Below are 16,966 nucleotides of genomic sequence, written 5' to 3'. Positions count from 1 at the left end.
ATGCGGAATGCAATTTGAATGACGATTAGCTTAACGTCCTATTAACCTGTCCAGGTTCAACATTAAACACTTGTGGCAATATTACTCAGGGTGCTTTTCTGGGCATCTTATATATTACAAGTTATGTTAACCAATAAATCAGATGGGGCAGCCACAAAAACCTATAGCCGCCGAACAGCAGATCCTCTCTTTGGGGCGCGTCCTCCAGAGCCTTAGAGAAGAAGATGATGTTGACGTTCTGATTGAAACTACTATTTCTTATCTCAAGGAAGAGTTTGACTATAAACTGATTTGGATTGCTCTTTACGATCGCCTGAATCACATATTATTTGGAAAAGGGGGCATCACACCCGATCGCGACATGAGCTTTTTACGCCAAAGAGTTGTTCTCAGTCCTGGGGATTTATTAGAGCAAGTAGTAATTGAACAGCATCCTTTAGGCGTAGCTGATTTGCAAACTGAAATCCGTGCCGCCGAATGGCGAAAAGTTGCCGAAAAATTCCACATCCAAGGAACGATTATTTTACCGATTCGCTACAAAGACCGTTGCTTGGGCTTGGTATTACTGGGTTCAGAACGCTGGGGCTACCTACTGACAGGAGAAACAAAAGCACGTTTGATGATGGTTTTAGGTGAACTGGGGGCAGTGCTTTATCAAAATGAAATGCATAAGCACCAAAAGCAAACCAGGCGAACTGACGAGCCATTATTAGAATTGCTAGAAAATTTACGCACCCTCAGCAATCTGAATCAAAGACTTGAAGCAGCGGTGCAAGCAACTCATAAATTTGTCTCCCCCAGCCGAACAAATGTTTACTGGTTTGAGCGCGAAGGACGCTACTTTTGGTGTCGAATGAGCAATCAGCTGGTAAAAATGGATCGCAATTCTAGCAGTCAGCAAGCAGCGGGAATGACTGTACAAGACTTGAGCGATTTTTATTATGCTTTGGCTGTTAACCAAATTGTCTCCATTGGTGATGCCCGCAGTTCTTTAAAAAGCCATTTTACAGCTAAATTGCTGCAACGTTTGAACGTGCGATCGCTCCTAGCAGCTCCGATTATCTGGCAAAAGAACTTAGTCGGTTTTCTGGCGGTGGAAAGCAATGAACCTCGCATCTGGACAGACACAGATAAAAATTTCGTTCAGGGTGTTGCTGGTTTAATCTCCCTAGTTACACCTACCGAAAGCATGGAAAGTACGATCAAACAGATTCAAGAGGATGCTCAACTGACTAGCCAAGTTGCTCAAGGTATCTATAGCGAACATGACCTTCAGACAACTTTACATAGTTGTGCTAAAAGAGTTTTAGCTCGATTAGGTGCTACCCGCTTTTTGCTGTTGCAGTATGACCCCGAACAGAAGAATTATCAATTTATTTACCAAAGTCAGCCCCAAAATCGTCGTCCGTTGACATTTACCCTTCAGACCCTCAAAGAATTAGATGGGCAGCTTTTGCAAGGTTCAACTCAAGCGGTGGAAATTGAAAACTTAGATGAAGATTTACGCTTTTTTAACTGGCGACCCTTGTTGTTAGAGAATAATGTGCGATCGCTACTTGTTTGTAAATGTACTCATGAGCATATCCCAACAGCACTTTTGGTGATTACTCATGACACCCATCGTTCTTGGACAACTATAGAAAAAGAATTGCTGTGGGCCGTTAGTCAACAGATTGGTGTAATTGTTCGTCAGTGGCAATTACATAACCGCACTACCCAGCAGCAAAAAACTTCCCAGGCATTTGAACAATGCTTACGCATCCTGACACAATCCCAAAACAGCGTTGAGGTCGAAAAAAAGCATTTAGAACGTACAGCCCTCGAACAAATAGCCTCAATTTTGGGTTGTCCCCTAGCGCTAATGCTATCCTGGGCACCTGGTGAAAGTCGGGCAGAAATTATTCCTGGAGTGATTGACAATAGCCAATTTGGGATTTTTTCTGATGCATCTATTTATATCCAGGCTGAAGCCTTAATTCAGTGGGCACTTGTTACGGAGAATTATCTGACTTTGAAGGTGGATAATTTACCTCCAGAAACCAGGAAATGGTTGAATGTTCCAGACAAAAGTCAAATTTTGGTAATGGCATTACGTACAACTGCTGATTATGAAACCACTGGTGTCGTGTTGCTTGTAGACTATCAAGAGCGTCGTTGGTCAGAACAAAACCTCAATGCAACAGCAACTCTGATTTCTCAATTAGCCTGGTGGCGTCGTGAAAAGCAAATTACCCGACTTTTAGAATCCACAACCGAAGAATTACGACAACTCAACTGGTACAAACATCGTCGTCTAGAGGAAATTCAAAGAATAACGGCGCACTCCCTGAAACAAATACACGATTTGGGCATTCCTGCAAATGAACTGACTCAGATGCGCTACCAGCTATTGCTGCGGCAGTTAGATCATACAGCTACCTCCATGAGTGGAATGCTAAAACTCGAACACTGGCAGCTACATATTAGTTGGGAAACTATGCCCATAGCCAGTTTATTGAAGCGATCGCTCGAACGGATCGACAATTTACTTAAACAACAAAAGCTGTGGATTGGAGTACATGGATTGGGACAACCAATCGACGAGCAAGAAGCGCCCAAGAATTCTTCATTAGTTAGAGGCGTTCCTCCCTCCAGCGCTCAATCTGCAATGGCGATCGCTGGTGATATTGTCAAAATTGAATTAGTTATCCATGAATTATTGGTTACTGCCTGTAACCGTTCTCAATCTGGTAGCAGAATTGATATTTGGTGTCGCCGTTTAGATGCGTCAAGACCCTCAGATATAAAATATTCTTCTTCTACAACTGGAACGGCTGAACATCAGACATCCCTAGAATTATCGATAACGTATAACGGTGCGATCGAACCACAGCTACTCACGGAACTACATGATAATACACCTAAAGATGTGCTTGCTCCTTCTAAGCTCGACCAACCACCAGCTTTACATCTGGCGATCTGTCAAAACCTCATGCAAGAACTAGGAGGAGAGTTGAATTTCTATCAGTTACCAGATAATCGGGTAGTCAGTCGTTTGTTGCTGCCGTTAGCTGTTCATGATTCTTAGTGCAGCTTTGCGTAAAATCGCGGCGAATTAAGGGTTGAAATTTAAACGCAGATGAGCTTCATTTTTCCACAGTGAAGGTTATACAGATGTATAGTAATTAATTACCTAACTTGTACGGGAACTGCTATAACTCGCTTGGTGCAGTCTAATACCTATGGCACTCTCAAGAAAATCGAACACTTTTGGGGATGCCTCAACATCACTTATGTGAACTCCTCCCTACTGAATTTGTGAACTTCTCCCTACGGAATCCTTACGTAAATTCCAATTGAAAAACGCTCTTTTTTACTCTAGCTTTACAAGAAACTAGTGGATGTACGACTAGTATGAATATGTAACCGATTGACTGCACCCCAGATTTAATAACTAAATTGCTTATACGGTTATTACTTATGCAAAGGTGTAAAACTGGTAAATAAAAATTCGTCCTTAAATAGAAGATTTCTTCTACATAAGACAAACATGGCTTGAAAAGTTCCCAAGCTGAACATCCTGCTTGCCTATAATTTGTTCTTACTCATCAGTAAGGCAGTAGACAAGCATGACAAATTTGCAATCTTAACATCGTAAAAGAAAAACAAATAATTGTATGAAAAAATACACCAAAGTTGTAAAACGTTTTTTGGCATTGGCTACTCCAGCGATCGCTACTTCGATATTGGCAACCTTACCGAGCCAAGCTGCTACCCTTGCATATTCTGAGTCAAAATTCAACATCAACAACTTTAGTAGCAGCCCTTTAGATGTTAGGACTTTGACTGATAATGTAACCACAGCAATTAGCACAGGTGGTCAAGTAACTGCTGATGCTAACGCTGAGGCTAAGTTTAATATCGATGCAAACAACTCTGCCTCTAATTTGTCCTTCAGCCAAGCTCAAGGTCAGGGTGATGGCTATACAGGGTCGGCGGAAAGCTTTGCTGCGATTATCGGTTACGATTTTATAGTAGACAAAGAGTTTTCTTTTGATTTCAGTGGCTTATTTAACCTTAAAACATCCATTGATGATGCAGTGACTGAACGTGCAAATGCTCGTGGAGAGTTCTTATATCAGTTATACGACAGCGATACTGGTAATCTTTTAGACTCTTTCAAGATTTCTGGAAATCTATCAACTATAGGTAACAATGATGCTTTTGTATTTGAACCGAGTAGTAACATAACTCTTGATTCAAGTCAGACTTCTATTGATAAATCTTTTGGCGGAACACAGGAATATGCTTTGACTAGCTTTAAGGGTAAATATTCCCGTACTTTCGATAAGTCAACTCGTTTAACTTTAATAGAATCTAAAAGTAATCAGGTGAGCGTCTATACTATCCCAGAACCCTCAACAATTCTAGGTTCGCTGTTTAGTTGCACTATGTTTGGTGCTGTCTCAATACGCAAGCGAAAAAGAGCTTCTTCGGCTGCGTTGTTGGTTAATAAAGATTTAAGGTCTGTTTAGTATGTTTGCACTAAGAAAAGTTCAGGTCTGGGAAATGGCATTTATGGAAACCCCAAGTCATTAGGTATGTAGATAATTTTGTGATTTTGCACCCTGACAGACAAGCATTAAAGAAATGCAAATGAATAGCGATAAAAATGAAGTTGTCATCTAGAAGGGATGAAACTGCGAACTCAATCCTCATGGATTACCCTGTAGAGTCCAGTAATCCCCCGATTATTTGGTTTCGACTGAATGAATCGCACTTTACTTTATTGCTGGGTTTTCGTCCCTACCCATTTACGGCAACACTTACAAACGTGTGTTCTAGTGGATAGTGTAGGTCATTAACGCTTTCTTAATTTAATCGCCCAATGCTTTTTTGTTGTTAAAAGTTATAGATTTTCGATCGTCCACAAATTTCTGCCCTAATTTCTTGTAATCAACAGGGCGAAAATATTTTTGGAACTGTGGATATCGTTTTAAACCCGGAGTATCCCTTTTACATTTGTCATAAAACCAAGAGATAGAAGACTATGCTTGTTCTCCACTGGTAAGTCTTGCCATTGAGTTAAGTTCATTAGCAAAAGAAAAGTTAGCAGCAAATACAGCACAATCAATTCCATAATTTATGCAAATCCTTTTTAGCTGTATTTTTAATATTCATCCATAGCCAAATACAGCTATTTTGAATGAACTTTACAGTCAGAATTGCATTATCTACTGCTGTTATCTGGGCTGACTTTTCATAAGCTTTGAACTCAAAAACAAGCATAGTCATTCAGCAACGCCGAAGTGTCACTTTTACCTACTGTCTTATACTACTATATGTGGTACAAGATAGAGGTATAGAAATATTCCTAACAAACTTTTATGAGCTATGTCCATAAAAGCTTCCTACAATTTGGTTATGCCAGCTTTATGAAACTGTTGCCGATGTATTGACAGATGCAATAACCTTATCACCATCAGTAATAGCGGCAGCAACAGCGACAGCAATAGCAGCATCAAAATTAGCTGTAATAGTGCCCTTGTCTTTGTCTACTTTATAACTGCTACTTTTAGCAATAGTATAACCACGTGCGTAAGCAGATGCAACTCCCCCTTGTACTTGACTAAGATCGGAAACTTCATCTTCACAAAAACTGAGATCGGAAATTCTTAATCGTTCCATAAAAAAGCTCTCTTTGAAAAACGAATGTATTGCTGAAAGTTTTTGAGAACTTTCAGCAATTTTTCTATCTAAAATGCACTGTAGTCCACTGTAGGACTAAGGCATATTTAGGCGGCAGTAGAACTAGACGCACCGGCACTCAGAGAGAAGCTGTATTTGCCGGAGACAGCAACGGTCTTAGTAACAATGCTGGTGATAGCGATGTTTTTACCACGAGATTTTGCAATTGCTTCAGCATCTGCAAAAGCTGTTCCACCTTGAACATTTTCGGTTTCAAGAACGGTTTCTACATGAGAAAGATCGTTGATAATCATGATTTTCTTTCCTAAGAGTTAGTAAGGTAAACTTGTTTGTTGTCGTGCCACTACAACTTGTTTTTTAGCAGCATACAAAGAATAGCACTATTAGAATTCGATGAATAGTAGTTTTACGTAAATTTTCTTTCAACAAGTAAAAAACATTCTACTATCAGGTTACTGACACTTCTAGTATTTAGATATTGTTTGAAAAGTGTCGTGCTGTGTATTATCAAGTTACTGACACTTTCTAGTATTTAGATATTGTTTGAAAAGTGTCGTGCTGTGTATTATCAAGTTACTGACACTTCTAGCATTTAGATATTGTTTGAAAAGTTTTTCACTATGGCTTTAGGCACTTTTACATTCCCTAACTTCCAGGGCTATTTAATTCGATCTATTAGGAATATTGACAACAGCATAGACAATCAATTTGGTGAAGTTAGTAATCGAAAAATTACTATCTTAAAGAGTCAATTTCAGTGCGTTGGCAAAGCCTTGCCGGAAGCATCACCATTTTCTTGTGCAATCATATTTTTTATTCACCTGATTTTTTGGTTTGAAACGCTTGTAAATCAGCACCTTTTAGGAAATGAAACACCCCTAATGGGTTAGGGATGTTTCATGGTTTTCATTGGTATCAGTCAACCTAAGCTAAAACTCCTTTAAAATCTCGTTTCCAGCCTATGGCTGGAAATACTGCCTCCCATTAGGCATTCCCAGCCTCCGACAGAGAGCGAGATAATCTCCTAAAAGCTTTTTCTAGACTGGCTTTAACCTTAAGTTGACGCCAATGCAAGTCTTTGTGCCCCTACAAATCTAGAAATAATTTGAGATAATTTATTTTTTGCAAGTCCTTAAAAGAGAAGGATAGTAAGATTCAAAGCCTCTCTCTTTTTAGAACAAATATTGCAAGTAAGTCTAAGGATAGATTGACAATATATTTGTTCGTCGAATTTATCCTGTCTTCTTAGCAAACTGGTTATAATTATCTTCCATCTCTCTCAGAAATCAAATTCTCATATACACAGTATTTATATGGGACGTGTTCGTTCTAAATCTGACCTACCCACAAAAATCTGTCCGGTATGTCAACGTCCTTTCACATGGCGTAAAAAGTGGCAAGATTGTTGGGACGATGTGAAATATTGCTCAGAACGTTGTCGTCGTCGCCGTTCTGAAGCTCAAAATGAAACCAACCGCGATACAGACGCAAATAGCGCAAGAGATTAATGGAGTTACAGGTGCAACCTAAATTAATTATTCATGGAGGGGCTGGTAGTTCTCTCCACGGTAAAGGCGGATTAGAGGCGGTGCGCCGATCGCTCCATACAGTAATAGAAGAAGTTTATTCTCTGCTATTGTCAGGAGCAACTGCCTCTGAGGCAGTGGTACAGGGTTGCCTAATGCTCGAAGACAACCCCCGTTTTAATGCTGGTACTGGTTCGGTATTGCAATCTGATGGACAAATCCGTATGAGTGCTTCCCTGATGGATGGTGCATCAGGGCGGTTTAGTGGTGTGATTAATATCTCGCGGGTGAAAAATCCGATTGATTTAGCGCAATTTTTACAAAGCTCGCCAGACCGAGTGCTATCAGATTTCGGTTCGGCTGAGTTGGCGCGGGAAATGCAAATTCCCAGCTACAACGCTTTAACTGATTTGCGGTTACAAGAGTGGATACAAGAGCGCCAAGATAATTTTAAAAGCACAATGGCTGGCGTGGTAGCAGAACCTGAACTGCTAGAAACCAGCAATGCCGGACGCGGAACTATCGGTGTAGTAGCTTTAGATGTATCTGGTAAGTTAGCTGCTGGCACTTCTACTGGTGGGAAGGGCTTTGAGCGGATTGGCAGGGTAAGTGATTCGGCGATGCCAGCAGGTAATTATGCCACTAGTAATGCTGGTGTTAGCTGTACTGGCATTGGCGAAGATATCATCGATGAGTGTTTAGCCGCACGGATTGTAGTGCGTGTCACAGATGGGATGTCACTGAAGGAAGCCATGCAGCGATCCTTTGGGGAAGCCCACGAGAACAAACGCGATTTGGGAGCGATCGCCTTAGATGCTAGTGGAGCGATCGCTTGGGGAAAAACTAGCGAAATCTTACTCGCTGCCTACCATGACGGCGAAAAAATTGGTGATACTTTGGAATGGACTGGCAACGAACTGATCGGCTATTGTTGAATCAGTTTCAGGGCTTCGGCTAAAGTTTCTTGCTGGTTAACCATTGTGGCCAATTCTTGGGCTTCATAACGCCCCTCAAAAGCTTCTAGCGCCGCTCTTTTTAGTGCCACTTGATATCCTTGTTGCAGAATATCGATTAATTCTGCCTGATTCAAGTAAAAACCACCAGATTTGCGGCGCTTGTTTATTTTGTTGATTTCCCGCACTGTATTTTCTATCGAAACATCCCAAGAGCGAGTAGAACGTTTTTCAGCCTTTTGTTTAATTAAATGGATGAGCAGAATCACACCATAACTATCAATTTTATTGATTTTGTCACTGAGGCTGATTTCTTCTAACTCATCCACCAACAATAGCGCCTCATGGATTTTGCCTTGTTCTAGAAATTGCCTAAGTTCTAGCAGTTCTTCCATGCATGTTATGTGTTGAGATTTTGGCTATACTACTAATCTAGCTAGATTAGACATCTGGCAAAAATCGTGGTTTATAGTCTAAAACCACAGATCGAGCGCGATTAACACCGATGAATTATTTATGCTGATCTGTGGTTTTATTTTCAACATTTTTCCTTCGCCAAGCTGGTTTTACCACCTGACGACTACGGGCAATTACCAAAGAATCATCAGGCACATCTTCTGTGACAGTAGAACCAGCTGCGATATAGACATCATCTCCCAAGGTAAGTGGAGCTACTAAAACGCTATTGGCTCCAGTTTTTGTGCGATCGCCTATTTTGGTGCGATGTTTCTTCACGCCGTCATAGTTAGCAGTAATTGTACCAGCACCAATATTCACCTGATTGCCGACAACTGTATCGCCTATATATGACAAATGTGCTGCATTGGTGCGATCGCCTAATTGCGTATTTTTCAATTCCACAAAATTCCCCACACGGCAACCAGCACCCACCTGTACCTGACCGCGCAAATGAGTATAAGGGCCAATTCGGCTTCCGGTCTGCACGGTGCTATTTATGACTACTGAATATTGCACTGTGACATTTTCACTTAACTGACTATTTTCAATTAAACTCCCCGGCCCAATGTGACTTCCTGCTTGGATTACCGTATTTCCCCGCAGGTGAGTTTGGGGTTCAATAATTACATCTGGCTGCAATTCCACTGTTTCATCAATGGTGATGCTTGTGGGGTCGATGAGGGTGACACCCGCTAGCATCCATTTTTCTTTGACTCGTTTTTGCAAAATTTCGGATGCTGTTGCCAGTTGCAAGCGATCGTTGATGCCGAGAATTTCTTGGTAATCTTCCACATCCACTGCCATTACTTGTCCCACCTGAGTCACGGCATCGGTAAGATAGTATTCTTTTTGAGCATTGTTTGCCTGGAGGTGGGGAAGCACCTTTGCCAAATCTGGCCAGCGAAAGCAGTAAACTCCAGCGTTAATCCGCTGATTTTCTCGTTGAGCAGCCGTACAATCCTTGTGTTCGACCATTTGCTGCACAATATTTTCATCGTTACAAAAAACGCGCCCGTAGCCTGTGGGGTCGGGTAGGTACGAGGTGAGAATAGTGGCAGAGTTTTGATTTCGGACGTGAGTTTGTAACATCTGCTTAAGAGTTTCGCTGCGTATTAACGGTAAATCGCCGTTAAGTACCAGCAAATCTCCAGTGTAATTTTCCAAGTGAGGAAGTAATTGCTGGATAGCATGACCTGTCCCCAATTGCACAGTCTGTTCGACAAACTCCAAACTGGGAATTGAATGCATGGCGGCTTGCACTTCCTCGGATTGATATCCCACAATCACGATTCGCCGTGAGGGCGAAAGTGGTTCTACACTTTCGAGAACTCTCTCTACTAGCGATCGCCCACCCAAAGAATGTAAAACCTTGGGTAAGCGTGATTTCATCCGTGTGCCGCGTCCCGCCGCTAGAATTGCTACAACTACCATAATTAGCTATCAGCTATCAGTGAAATTGTGATTAATGCTGTTAGTACTTTAAAATCTCGGCTCAAATCATACCAGCTAATTATAGAAGACTGAAAATATTAAAGGAGTCGGAATTCAGGAGTCGGTATAACTTTACTCCTCAAAAGCAGAGATTATCATCATACCAATTAGCGTTCTTGACAGCAGCTACAAATCATTACTCCCTATTCCCCACTCTTCCCTTTTTTCTGACAAGAGCAAATAAACTCTGCAAATTGCCGCATTAGTTTGGGGTTACGCCAACCGGAATCAGTTTCTTCTTGCATTACTAAAAGTGCTTCTGCTGAAGTAAAAGCTCTTTTGTAAGGTCGTTCGCTGGTTAGGGCATCGTAAATATCAATTAACTGAAATACTTGCGCTAGGTAAGGAATATCATCCCCCTTGAGTCGATCGGGGTAGCCTGAGCCATTCCAGCGTTCGTGGTGATGACGAATAATCGGAATTACACCCCGCATACTCCGTAGTGGTTGGCAGATTTTTTCTCCAATCAAAACGTGCTGCTGCATAATTTGCCAATCTTCGGGGGTAAGTTTGCCTTTTTTTAGCAGCACAGCATCGGGAATACCTACCTTTCCGATATCGTGGAGATAACCACCCCACATCAAATCTCGAATTTGATAGCGTGAGAGGTTGAGGTATTCACCAAAAACTTGTCCCAGTTTTACTAGACGTTCGCAATGGTTGCCTGTATTGGGATCGCGGCTTTCAATGGACATGGCAATGGAAAACAGTACTTGTTCGGCATGGTCTAAATCTTCGTTCAGACGCTTCTGCCGCACCAAGGACTTTACACGCGCCGCTAGTTCCACCCGATCAAAGGGTTTGGTGAGAAAATCATCTGCCCCAACTTCAATTCCCCGAATGCGCGATCGCCTGTCATTTAACGCTGTAATAAAAATTACTGGGATTAACCTAGTCTGCTCATCCTGTTTAAGCAATTGGCACACTTCAAATCCATCCATTCCTGGCATCATTACATCCAGCAAAATCAAATCTGGTTGTTTTTGAGTTACCAATCCCACAACAATAGAACCACTGTCCGCCTCAATCACTTCGTATCCTTCCATCCCCAAGAGGGCAACAGCAGTCATCCGGCTGGCGGCATGATCGTCAACTACTAAAACCTTCGGCGGATCTAAATCAAACCCATTCACTTTAGAACCTTTGGCTTGTAGTGTTCTAGAGACCAATGAATCATCATCACAATTAACATCAGATTTTATCCAAGAAGACATTGCTTGCCTATCTTCAAGCATAAGGTCTCCTTGAGATAAGCCTAAAGAATAACCCTCAGCATTTTGCGATTCCACGGCATGATTTGAACCGATACTCTTCACTGTGCTAATGAGGTTTGACCCATTAACAATTTTTTCTGTAAAGCCTGTATGGTTGGATTTCCATTGAATCACAAAGGCACTCCGAGTTTTTGCACAAGTTAGTTAACAGTGTCAGATTAAAAAAAAAATTAAGATTCGACTGTATCTGAGTCAGAGTTTCGATATGGATTATGCATGATGTCAGGCTGCCGATCTGGATTTTTCGCAGCATGTATCTTTTATGTTACGAACAAGGTGTATCTTGTTGTCAAATTTTTTGCTTCTAATTCCAGTATGATAAATTATCACAAATCTTAAATCAGGTTTTTTACGGAGATTTTTTCGCCTTTTGGCGTCAGAAAGCGTTATAATTGGCTTTTTTATATCGAAATATCGGATTTTGACTTTCAAGTCTTTATAGTAATCATTGTAATCATTAGATATACGTTTTTACTTACTCAGTTATAGCAATACCTAAATACTATTATAGACTATGTGATATTGAATACTAACATATTGATAAACTATTTGACTCGTAAAAACTCGTTGAATTAGGCTTACAGTTCATAGACGTAGCATATTGTATTATATTGCAATCAAACTACAAACTAGTTCCCATACAATCCCTACCTTGTGTTCCCAATAACCACCTTTTTCGCCAATGAGAGGCAGGTTCAAGGCAAGAGGTTTGTTGCTCTTGTTGTCGCCGCCTGACTATGACTTCGGTTGGATCGCTCAATTGAGGATCGCGATAGGGAATAGCAGCACGAGTTAGTAAGTGTTCTTTTTCAACTTCTGAGAGGGTAGTGAGTGGAGAGTGGTCTTTAGACTCAGCATTTTTAGAATGTTTTGCCACGGTACCGGGCGATCGCCTTCCTACGGGTGGGGTAGAAGATATCACTAAGCCAGCAGCCAAAAGTGCTGTACGTACAGTAGCAGCACAAGAATAAGTGGCTAATAAACCATCTGGGTGTAAACACAATGACAACTGTTTAATAAATTCAACAGTCCATAATTGAGGACACTGTGGTGGTGAAAAGGGATCGAGGAAAATTGCATCTGCCCAGAAACCCGACTGACGTACTAGCGCGATCGTAGTTCTAGCATCGCCAATTAGTAACTTCGCTTTCAAGCAAGGTGTTTGCACTTGATGCTCAAAAGCTAGCTGTTTCAAAATTTCAATATAGTTACAGCTCCAATTGTCGAACAAATGATGAGCGATCGCCGCTTGTGGAACTGCTGGATTCAGTTCTAAACCGATTACTTCAACACAACAACTAGGATTCACTGCCCAAATTGTTTGCAAAGCAGCAGCTGTGTTATATCCTAGACCATAACAAACATCTAATAGTCGCAAGACCGGTTTTCGCGCTGCTATAGCCAGTTGAGTAGGTTCCACAAACTTGCAAAAACTTTCTTGCGTAGCTCCATAATGGCTGTGAAAAGATTCACCAAACTCTTGAGAGACAAAGGTGAAAGAACCATCTGCTGTTAACTTAGGTGTAAAATTCTCTAAGTCTGACATCTTACAAAAAAAAACTAAATAATGACTAATGCCTAATCCCCAATTTGTTGTTTCGCCAGCTTGGCTGTTTGAACATCTAGAAGATCCGCAAGTCATTATTGTGGATTGTCGCTTTTCTTTAGCCAATCCACAACTAGGACAACAACAGTATCAAACAAGTCATATAGAGGGGTCATATTACTTAGATTTGAATCAGGATCTTTCCAGTCCAGTGGATAAGCATGGTGGGAGACATCCTTTACCTAACCCTAATGATATAGCTAACAAATTGGCAGCGATTGGGATAAATTATCAAAAAAGTTTAGTTATAGCTTATGATGATTCGCGCTTTGCCTTTGCAGCTCGTTTATGGTGGCTGTTGCGCTATCTAGGACATGAGAAAGTAGCAGTATTGGATGGCGGCTTGGCTGGATGGCAAAAATCTGGGTATTCTGTTACAGATGTTATTCCTTCTCCCCAAATGGGTATGTTTGTCCCTCAAGTACAAACAGAAAAGGTAGTAGATATTACAGGGGTGAAAAGCCGGAAAGACAGCCACGAGGTAGTATTGGTAGATTCAAGAGAGAGCGATCGCTACCGAGGCGAACGAGAACCAATCGATCGAATTGCTGGACATATTCCCGGTGCAGTCAACTATCCCTGGCAAAAAGTTACAGACTCTTCTGGCTACCTACTCCCTCAAGAAGAACAACGCCGTCGGTGGGAAAAGCTAGAAACAGCCGCAGAAATATTTGTATATTGCGGTTCTGGTGTTACTGCTTGTGTAAATTTACTTTCTTTAGAATTAGCCGGTATTAGCAAGGGTAAACTTTATGCTGGTAGCTGGAGTGATTGGATTTCCTATTTATAGTCATTGGTCATTGGTCATTGGTCATTAGTTTTTAATAAAGGATAAATCACAAAGGACAAATGACTAATGACAAAGGACAAATTTCAAAACTGACCTAATTGCAAACCATAATTAATACTGAAGAACCAACCATCAAAATCAATATTTTCGGCGGTTGAACTACCTAAACTTACTCCAGCCTGGACATTCATATAAATGGTATCGGATATTTGGTAATTTAAGTGTCCGAATAGCCGATAAAATTCGTCTTCTCGATCGCGCTGTGTAAAGTCTGATAAACTCATTTGGTAGTCAATACCAACCTGGAGAGGCTTTTGCAAGTAGTAGTTCAGAGACACCCAAAAAGAATTGATTATCCGATTACGACTTTGAGGATCGGCAAAATCTACACTCAATTCGTAGAAGCTATCTAGGGTTAATCTTGAAGTTAAGGGATCTCGCCGTCCCAAAGACAGTTGTAGGGAATTTTCATTTAAAAAGCGATCGCCTGCTTTGAAGCTATCGGGGCGATCGCTGCTGCTGGCATAAAATAACTGTTGATTGCTCCAACTGATTTCTCCAAACATTCGTTGGGATAGCTGCTGGTAAATACTGAGATTAAATCTCACCTGATTGTAATGATATTGTGACTGATTTATATAACGAATCAGATTGCCATCAATTGAACCATTTACAAAAGTCTTAGATCCCAAAGGAAAATATGTAGAGGCTAGTGTCAGTCCAGAAATAATTAAACCATCTTCTATGGGAATATCATTTGAGGAAAAAATGTTACTCGTTTGGAAGTAGCCGACACGTCCTTGTAGATAGCCGATAGGTTTAAACGGAGGTACAGGTTGTTCTGTCGGTGGTGGTAGCTGTTGTTCTAGAGGTCGTAACCGCACCCGTAACCCCAATTCGCGATCGCTATTAGATTCGAACGGTTGTTTTGGCGATCGTAGTAGTTCTATCAACCTCTCTCGCCTTTGAGAATACTCTCTCTCAGGTAAATTTAATAGTTGCTCCTTTGAGTCTGAAGGAGATATGGGCAAATTATTTGGCGGAGATTCTAGCTGTGGCGGTTCATTTTGCTTTTGAGTATCTATAGGTTCTTCGGTTTGATCTGGGATTTGAGTCGTTTCTGGTGTTTTTTGTGCCAGATTTAACGGCATCCCAGAGTCTAAAGTATGTGACTCACTCGACAGCTTGCACAAAGAGTTAATTGCCTTTTGCTCCAACTTATGACATAACTGCTCATGAGTTACCTGTATAGTTGCTAAATGATTAGGATGCAAAACATCTGTAATTGCAGATTCTGCCGCATCTACTCTAATGCAACACCAGCTTCCACCACTGGACGTTAACAAAATACAAAAAAACAAATTTTTCCAGTTCTTGAGTCGCATCTGGTTAGATCGCGTTGATTGCGTTTGGCAAATGTAGACCCACAAGCTGTATCGGAAGTTCCGATTACAAAGATACAGTTGATTGCATCTATTTTAGCTTTGTAGGTATATACTTAAACTACAAACTAAAATTGCTGTTTTTCGGATTTTTCCCATATTTTTGTGTAAAACTGAGATGCTCCGATAAAATTCCTGTTTGAATTTTAGTGAAATACAGCCAGTGGATAATTTCACAACAAATCTTAGCAAGTTATTGTCCCCTATAATTAATGACCTTCTGCCTGAAATGATTATAAAGGATTATATATAATGTACCTCTCGTTTAATTGTTTATATCAAATGTTAGCTTTTAAACCTTCCACAGACTTTATTGCATAGAATTTCAGTGTCAGAAGGAAAACCTAAATCAACTAAATAGATATAGCAATCCAATTTTATTCATGAACTTGCTTGCATAGATAAGGAACATGTGGACACGAAACAAAGTAATAGATGTATGCTGAGTTTTTTTAAAATCAAATATGAGCCATTTATTTTATTTACTATCATTTTATGCATTAAATCTAAATTAAAATTTAAACTAATTTACCTAAAAAAGCTCCTACAACAATTAACACTAGCTTAAAATTTAATTTTTATGATATTAGTTGAAGGTCGAAATTTCTCAAACTATGTTTTATAAATCGTTTCCATTATTGGTGATTGGTTTATGGGGACTTTTAGTACTGCCTTTGCCAAATCGGGTAAGTGCTATAACTCCTCTAACGCGAGCAGAGATTCAGAACCTCCGCAACATCGTACAACTGATACCCAAAGATAAATTGAAGAAACGTCCTGCACGCAAATTAGATGCAATGACTCCTGGGGACGGTTTGTCAACTGGTCGATCTTCTCTAGCAGATTTGCGTTTTAATGATGGCTCTTTGGCACGAGTTGGAGAACAGGCGTTATTTCAATTTTTGCCGAAGACTCGTGACTTTAAACTGACAAATGGGACTGTGTTGTTGCTCATCCCACCAGGAAAGGGACAAACACGTATACAAACACCAAATGCAGCAGCAGCAATTCGTGGTTCAGCATTATTTGTACGCTACGACCAACAAACAGACACCACGATTGTGGGTGCGCTGACAAATAGCGGCATTGAAGTTTCTAACAAGAAAGCTTCTGAAACTCAGGTGTTGGAAGCAGGGCAAATGGTGATTATAGTTAAAGGCGAATTTCAGAGGTTATATGATTTTGATCTCAGAAATTTTTATGAAACGAGCCAGATGGTTCGGGAACTTGATTTGAACAGGCAGAGTCCTGTGCCTACACCCGATCCTGCAATCACCAGTGTTCAAGCCGAAACAGCTGCGGCTTTGGAAGCACAGTCACCTATAAAAGGCGAGGGAGTAATTGAAAACCCCTCTTTTGTGCAGCTAACTCCTAGTCCTTCAAATCCGCCTAGTAGTAATGATGTTATTAAAGACAATTCCTCAGCAAACTCTTCAGAGAACACAGGACAAGCCTCAACAAATACTAACCAGCAGAGTGTACCAAGTAGTAACAACAGCAAGGTAAACACTGAAGATAGTAACGTTGGTGCTAATTCTAGTCAAGAAAACCCGACAAATAAAAATTCGCAAAATAACACATTACCAATCACAATCAGCCCAACAGATAAATTACCAATTAGCCCAACAGATCCAACACCCGTAACACCCGTAACACCAACACCTGTAACCTCAACAGATCCAACACCTGTAACTCCAACAGATCCAACACCCGTAACACCAACACCTGTAACCTCAA

The 16,966-nt window shown here is 40.8% G+C and carries 15 protein-coding genes; 7 read left to right on the top strand and 8 right to left on the bottom strand.

The features are described from left to right. The first annotated feature begins 142 nt into the window (after window positions 1-142). Complete coding sequence (locus V7K53_RS22065; RefSeq protein WP_335199678.1) at window positions 143-3,067, top strand: GAF domain-containing protein; 2,925 nt, start codon at window positions 143-145, stop codon at window positions 3,065-3,067. Between the two features lie 589 nt (window positions 3,068-3,656). After that, on the top strand, window positions 3,657-4,514 hold the full coding sequence (locus tag V7K53_RS22060) for a PEP-CTERM sorting domain-containing protein (RefSeq protein WP_335199677.1): 858 nt from the start codon (window positions 3,657-3,659) through the stop codon (window positions 4,512-4,514). Between the two features lie 595 nt (window positions 4,515-5,109). On the opposite strand, the gene V7K53_RS22055 is transcribed toward V7K53_RS22060, so the two are convergent. From V7K53_RS22055 to V7K53_RS22045, 3 genes are all read right to left on the bottom strand, one after another. After that, window positions 5,110-5,274, bottom strand: coding sequence for a hypothetical protein (locus V7K53_RS22055; RefSeq protein WP_335199675.1), 165 nt, complete (start codon window positions 5,272-5,274; stop codon window positions 5,110-5,112). A gap of 138 nt (window positions 5,275-5,412) precedes the next feature. Further along, the gene (locus V7K53_RS22050) at window positions 5,413-5,667 is read right to left on the bottom strand and encodes a hypothetical protein (RefSeq protein ID WP_094350214.1); all 255 of its coding nucleotides are present in this window, start codon (window positions 5,665-5,667) and stop codon (window positions 5,413-5,415) included. 107 nt (window positions 5,668-5,774) lie between these two features. After that, entirely contained in the window at window positions 5,775-5,981 is a 207-nt protein-coding gene (locus tag V7K53_RS22045; RefSeq protein WP_335199673.1) for a hypothetical protein, read from the bottom strand. Between the two features lie 327 nt (window positions 5,982-6,308). Here V7K53_RS22045 and V7K53_RS22040 point away from each other — a divergent pair, with 327 nt between their 5' ends. The 3 genes from V7K53_RS22040 to V7K53_RS22030 all read left to right on the top strand — a co-directional run bounded on the left by V7K53_RS22040 (window position 6,309) and on the right by V7K53_RS22030 (window position 8,149). Continuing rightward, on the top strand, window positions 6,309-6,578 hold the full coding sequence (locus tag V7K53_RS22040) for a hypothetical protein (protein ID WP_335199672.1): 270 nt from the start codon (window positions 6,309-6,311) through the stop codon (window positions 6,576-6,578). Window positions 6,579-7,001: 423 nt separating this feature from the next. After that, the gene (locus V7K53_RS22035) at window positions 7,002-7,196 is read left to right on the top strand and encodes a DUF2256 domain-containing protein (protein ID WP_289799005.1); all 195 of its coding nucleotides are present in this window, start codon (window positions 7,002-7,004) and stop codon (window positions 7,194-7,196) included. Next, window positions 7,196-8,149 carry an isoaspartyl peptidase/L-asparaginase gene (locus tag V7K53_RS22030; protein ID WP_334718779.1) on the top strand — a complete coding sequence of 318 codons (954 nt, stop codon included), beginning with the start codon at window positions 7,196-7,198 and terminating at the stop codon, window positions 8,147-8,149. The genes V7K53_RS22035 and V7K53_RS22030 overlap by 1 nt, the downstream gene beginning before the upstream one ends. Here the strand turns inward: V7K53_RS22030 and V7K53_RS22025 are convergent. From V7K53_RS22025 to V7K53_RS22010, 4 genes are all read right to left on the bottom strand, one after another. Continuing rightward, entirely contained in the window at window positions 8,140-8,562 is a 423-nt protein-coding gene (locus tag V7K53_RS22025; protein ID WP_335199670.1) for a DUF29 family protein, read from the bottom strand. The two genes, V7K53_RS22030 and V7K53_RS22025, sit on opposite strands and share 10 nt — an antisense overlap. 115 nt (window positions 8,563-8,677) lie before the next feature. Continuing rightward, entirely contained in the window at window positions 8,678-10,057 is a 1,380-nt protein-coding gene (gene glmU, locus V7K53_RS22020; RefSeq protein WP_335199669.1) for a bifunctional UDP-N-acetylglucosamine diphosphorylase/glucosamine-1-phosphate N-acetyltransferase GlmU, read from the bottom strand. 203 nt (window positions 10,058-10,260) lie between these two features. After that, window positions 10,261-11,505 (bottom strand): response regulator, encoded by a 1,245-nt coding sequence (locus V7K53_RS22015; RefSeq protein ID WP_335199668.1) that lies wholly within the window; start codon window positions 11,503-11,505, stop codon window positions 10,261-10,263. Window positions 11,506-12,013: 508 nt separating this feature from the next. After that, window positions 12,014-12,937 carry a tRNA (5-methylaminomethyl-2-thiouridine)(34)-methyltransferase MnmD gene (locus V7K53_RS22010; RefSeq protein ID WP_335199667.1) on the bottom strand — a complete coding sequence of 308 codons (924 nt, stop codon included), beginning with the start codon at window positions 12,935-12,937 and terminating at the stop codon, window positions 12,014-12,016. Window positions 12,938-12,965: 28 nt separating this feature from the next. Here V7K53_RS22010 and V7K53_RS22005 point away from each other — a divergent pair, with 28 nt between their 5' ends. Beyond that, window positions 12,966-13,787: a sulfurtransferase gene (locus V7K53_RS22005; RefSeq protein ID WP_335199666.1), complete on the top strand. Its 822-nt coding sequence runs from the start codon at window positions 12,966-12,968 to the stop codon at window positions 13,785-13,787. Between the two features lie 83 nt (window positions 13,788-13,870). On the opposite strand, the gene V7K53_RS22000 is transcribed toward V7K53_RS22005, so the two are convergent. Beyond that, entirely contained in the window at window positions 13,871-15,172 is a 1,302-nt protein-coding gene (locus tag V7K53_RS22000; protein WP_335199665.1) for a hypothetical protein, read from the bottom strand. Between the two features lie 671 nt (window positions 15,173-15,843). On the opposite strand from V7K53_RS22000, the gene V7K53_RS21995 reads away from it, so the two are divergent. Next, window positions 15,844-16,966: FecR family protein (locus V7K53_RS21995; protein ID WP_335199664.1), on the top strand; the 1,123-nt coding region annotated here is incomplete at its 3' end.

Origin of the sequence: Nostoc sp. (assembly GCF_036917355.1) — a bacterium.
Lineage (GTDB): Bacteria > Cyanobacteriota > Cyanobacteriia > Cyanobacteriales > Nostocaceae > Nostoc.
Note: the sequence above shows the minus strand (reverse complement) of the source record. Positions and strands in the feature narration are given on the sequence as shown.

Bases quoted from the DNA above. Each gene is read 5' to 3' on its own strand.
- V7K53_RS22065 (WP_335199678.1), top strand. From the start codon at position 143: ATGGGGCAGCCACAAAAACCTATAGCCGCCGAACAGCAGATCCTCTCT.
- V7K53_RS22060 (WP_335199677.1), top strand. From the start codon at position 3,657: ATGAAAAAATACACCAAAGTTGTAAAACGTTTTTTGGCATTGGCTACT.
- V7K53_RS22055 (WP_335199675.1), bottom strand. From the start codon at position 5,274: ATGACTATGCTTGTTTTTGAGTTCAAAGCTTATGAAAAGTCAGCCCAG.
- V7K53_RS22050 (WP_094350214.1), bottom strand. From the start codon at position 5,667: ATGGAACGATTAAGAATTTCCGATCTCAGTTTTTGTGAAGATGAAGTT.
- V7K53_RS22045 (WP_335199673.1), bottom strand. From the start codon at position 5,981: ATGATTATCAACGATCTTTCTCATGTAGAAACCGTTCTTGAAACCGAA.
- V7K53_RS22040 (WP_335199672.1), top strand. From the start codon at position 6,309: ATGGCTTTAGGCACTTTTACATTCCCTAACTTCCAGGGCTATTTAATT.
- V7K53_RS22035 (WP_289799005.1), top strand. From the start codon at position 7,002: ATGGGACGTGTTCGTTCTAAATCTGACCTACCCACAAAAATCTGTCCG.
- V7K53_RS22030 (WP_334718779.1), top strand. From the start codon at position 7,196: ATGGAGTTACAGGTGCAACCTAAATTAATTATTCATGGAGGGGCTGGT.
- V7K53_RS22025 (WP_335199670.1), bottom strand. From the start codon at position 8,562: ATGGAAGAACTGCTAGAACTTAGGCAATTTCTAGAACAAGGCAAAATC.
- glmU (WP_335199669.1), bottom strand. From the start codon at position 10,057: ATGGTAGTTGTAGCAATTCTAGCGGCGGGACGCGGCACACGGATGAAA.
- V7K53_RS22010 (WP_335199667.1), bottom strand. From the start codon at position 12,937: ATGTCAGACTTAGAGAATTTTACACCTAAGTTAACAGCAGATGGTTCT.
- V7K53_RS22005 (WP_335199666.1), top strand. From the start codon at position 12,966: ATGCCTAATCCCCAATTTGTTGTTTCGCCAGCTTGGCTGTTTGAACAT.
- V7K53_RS22000 (WP_335199665.1), bottom strand. From the start codon at position 15,172: ATGCGACTCAAGAACTGGAAAAATTTGTTTTTTTGTATTTTGTTAACG.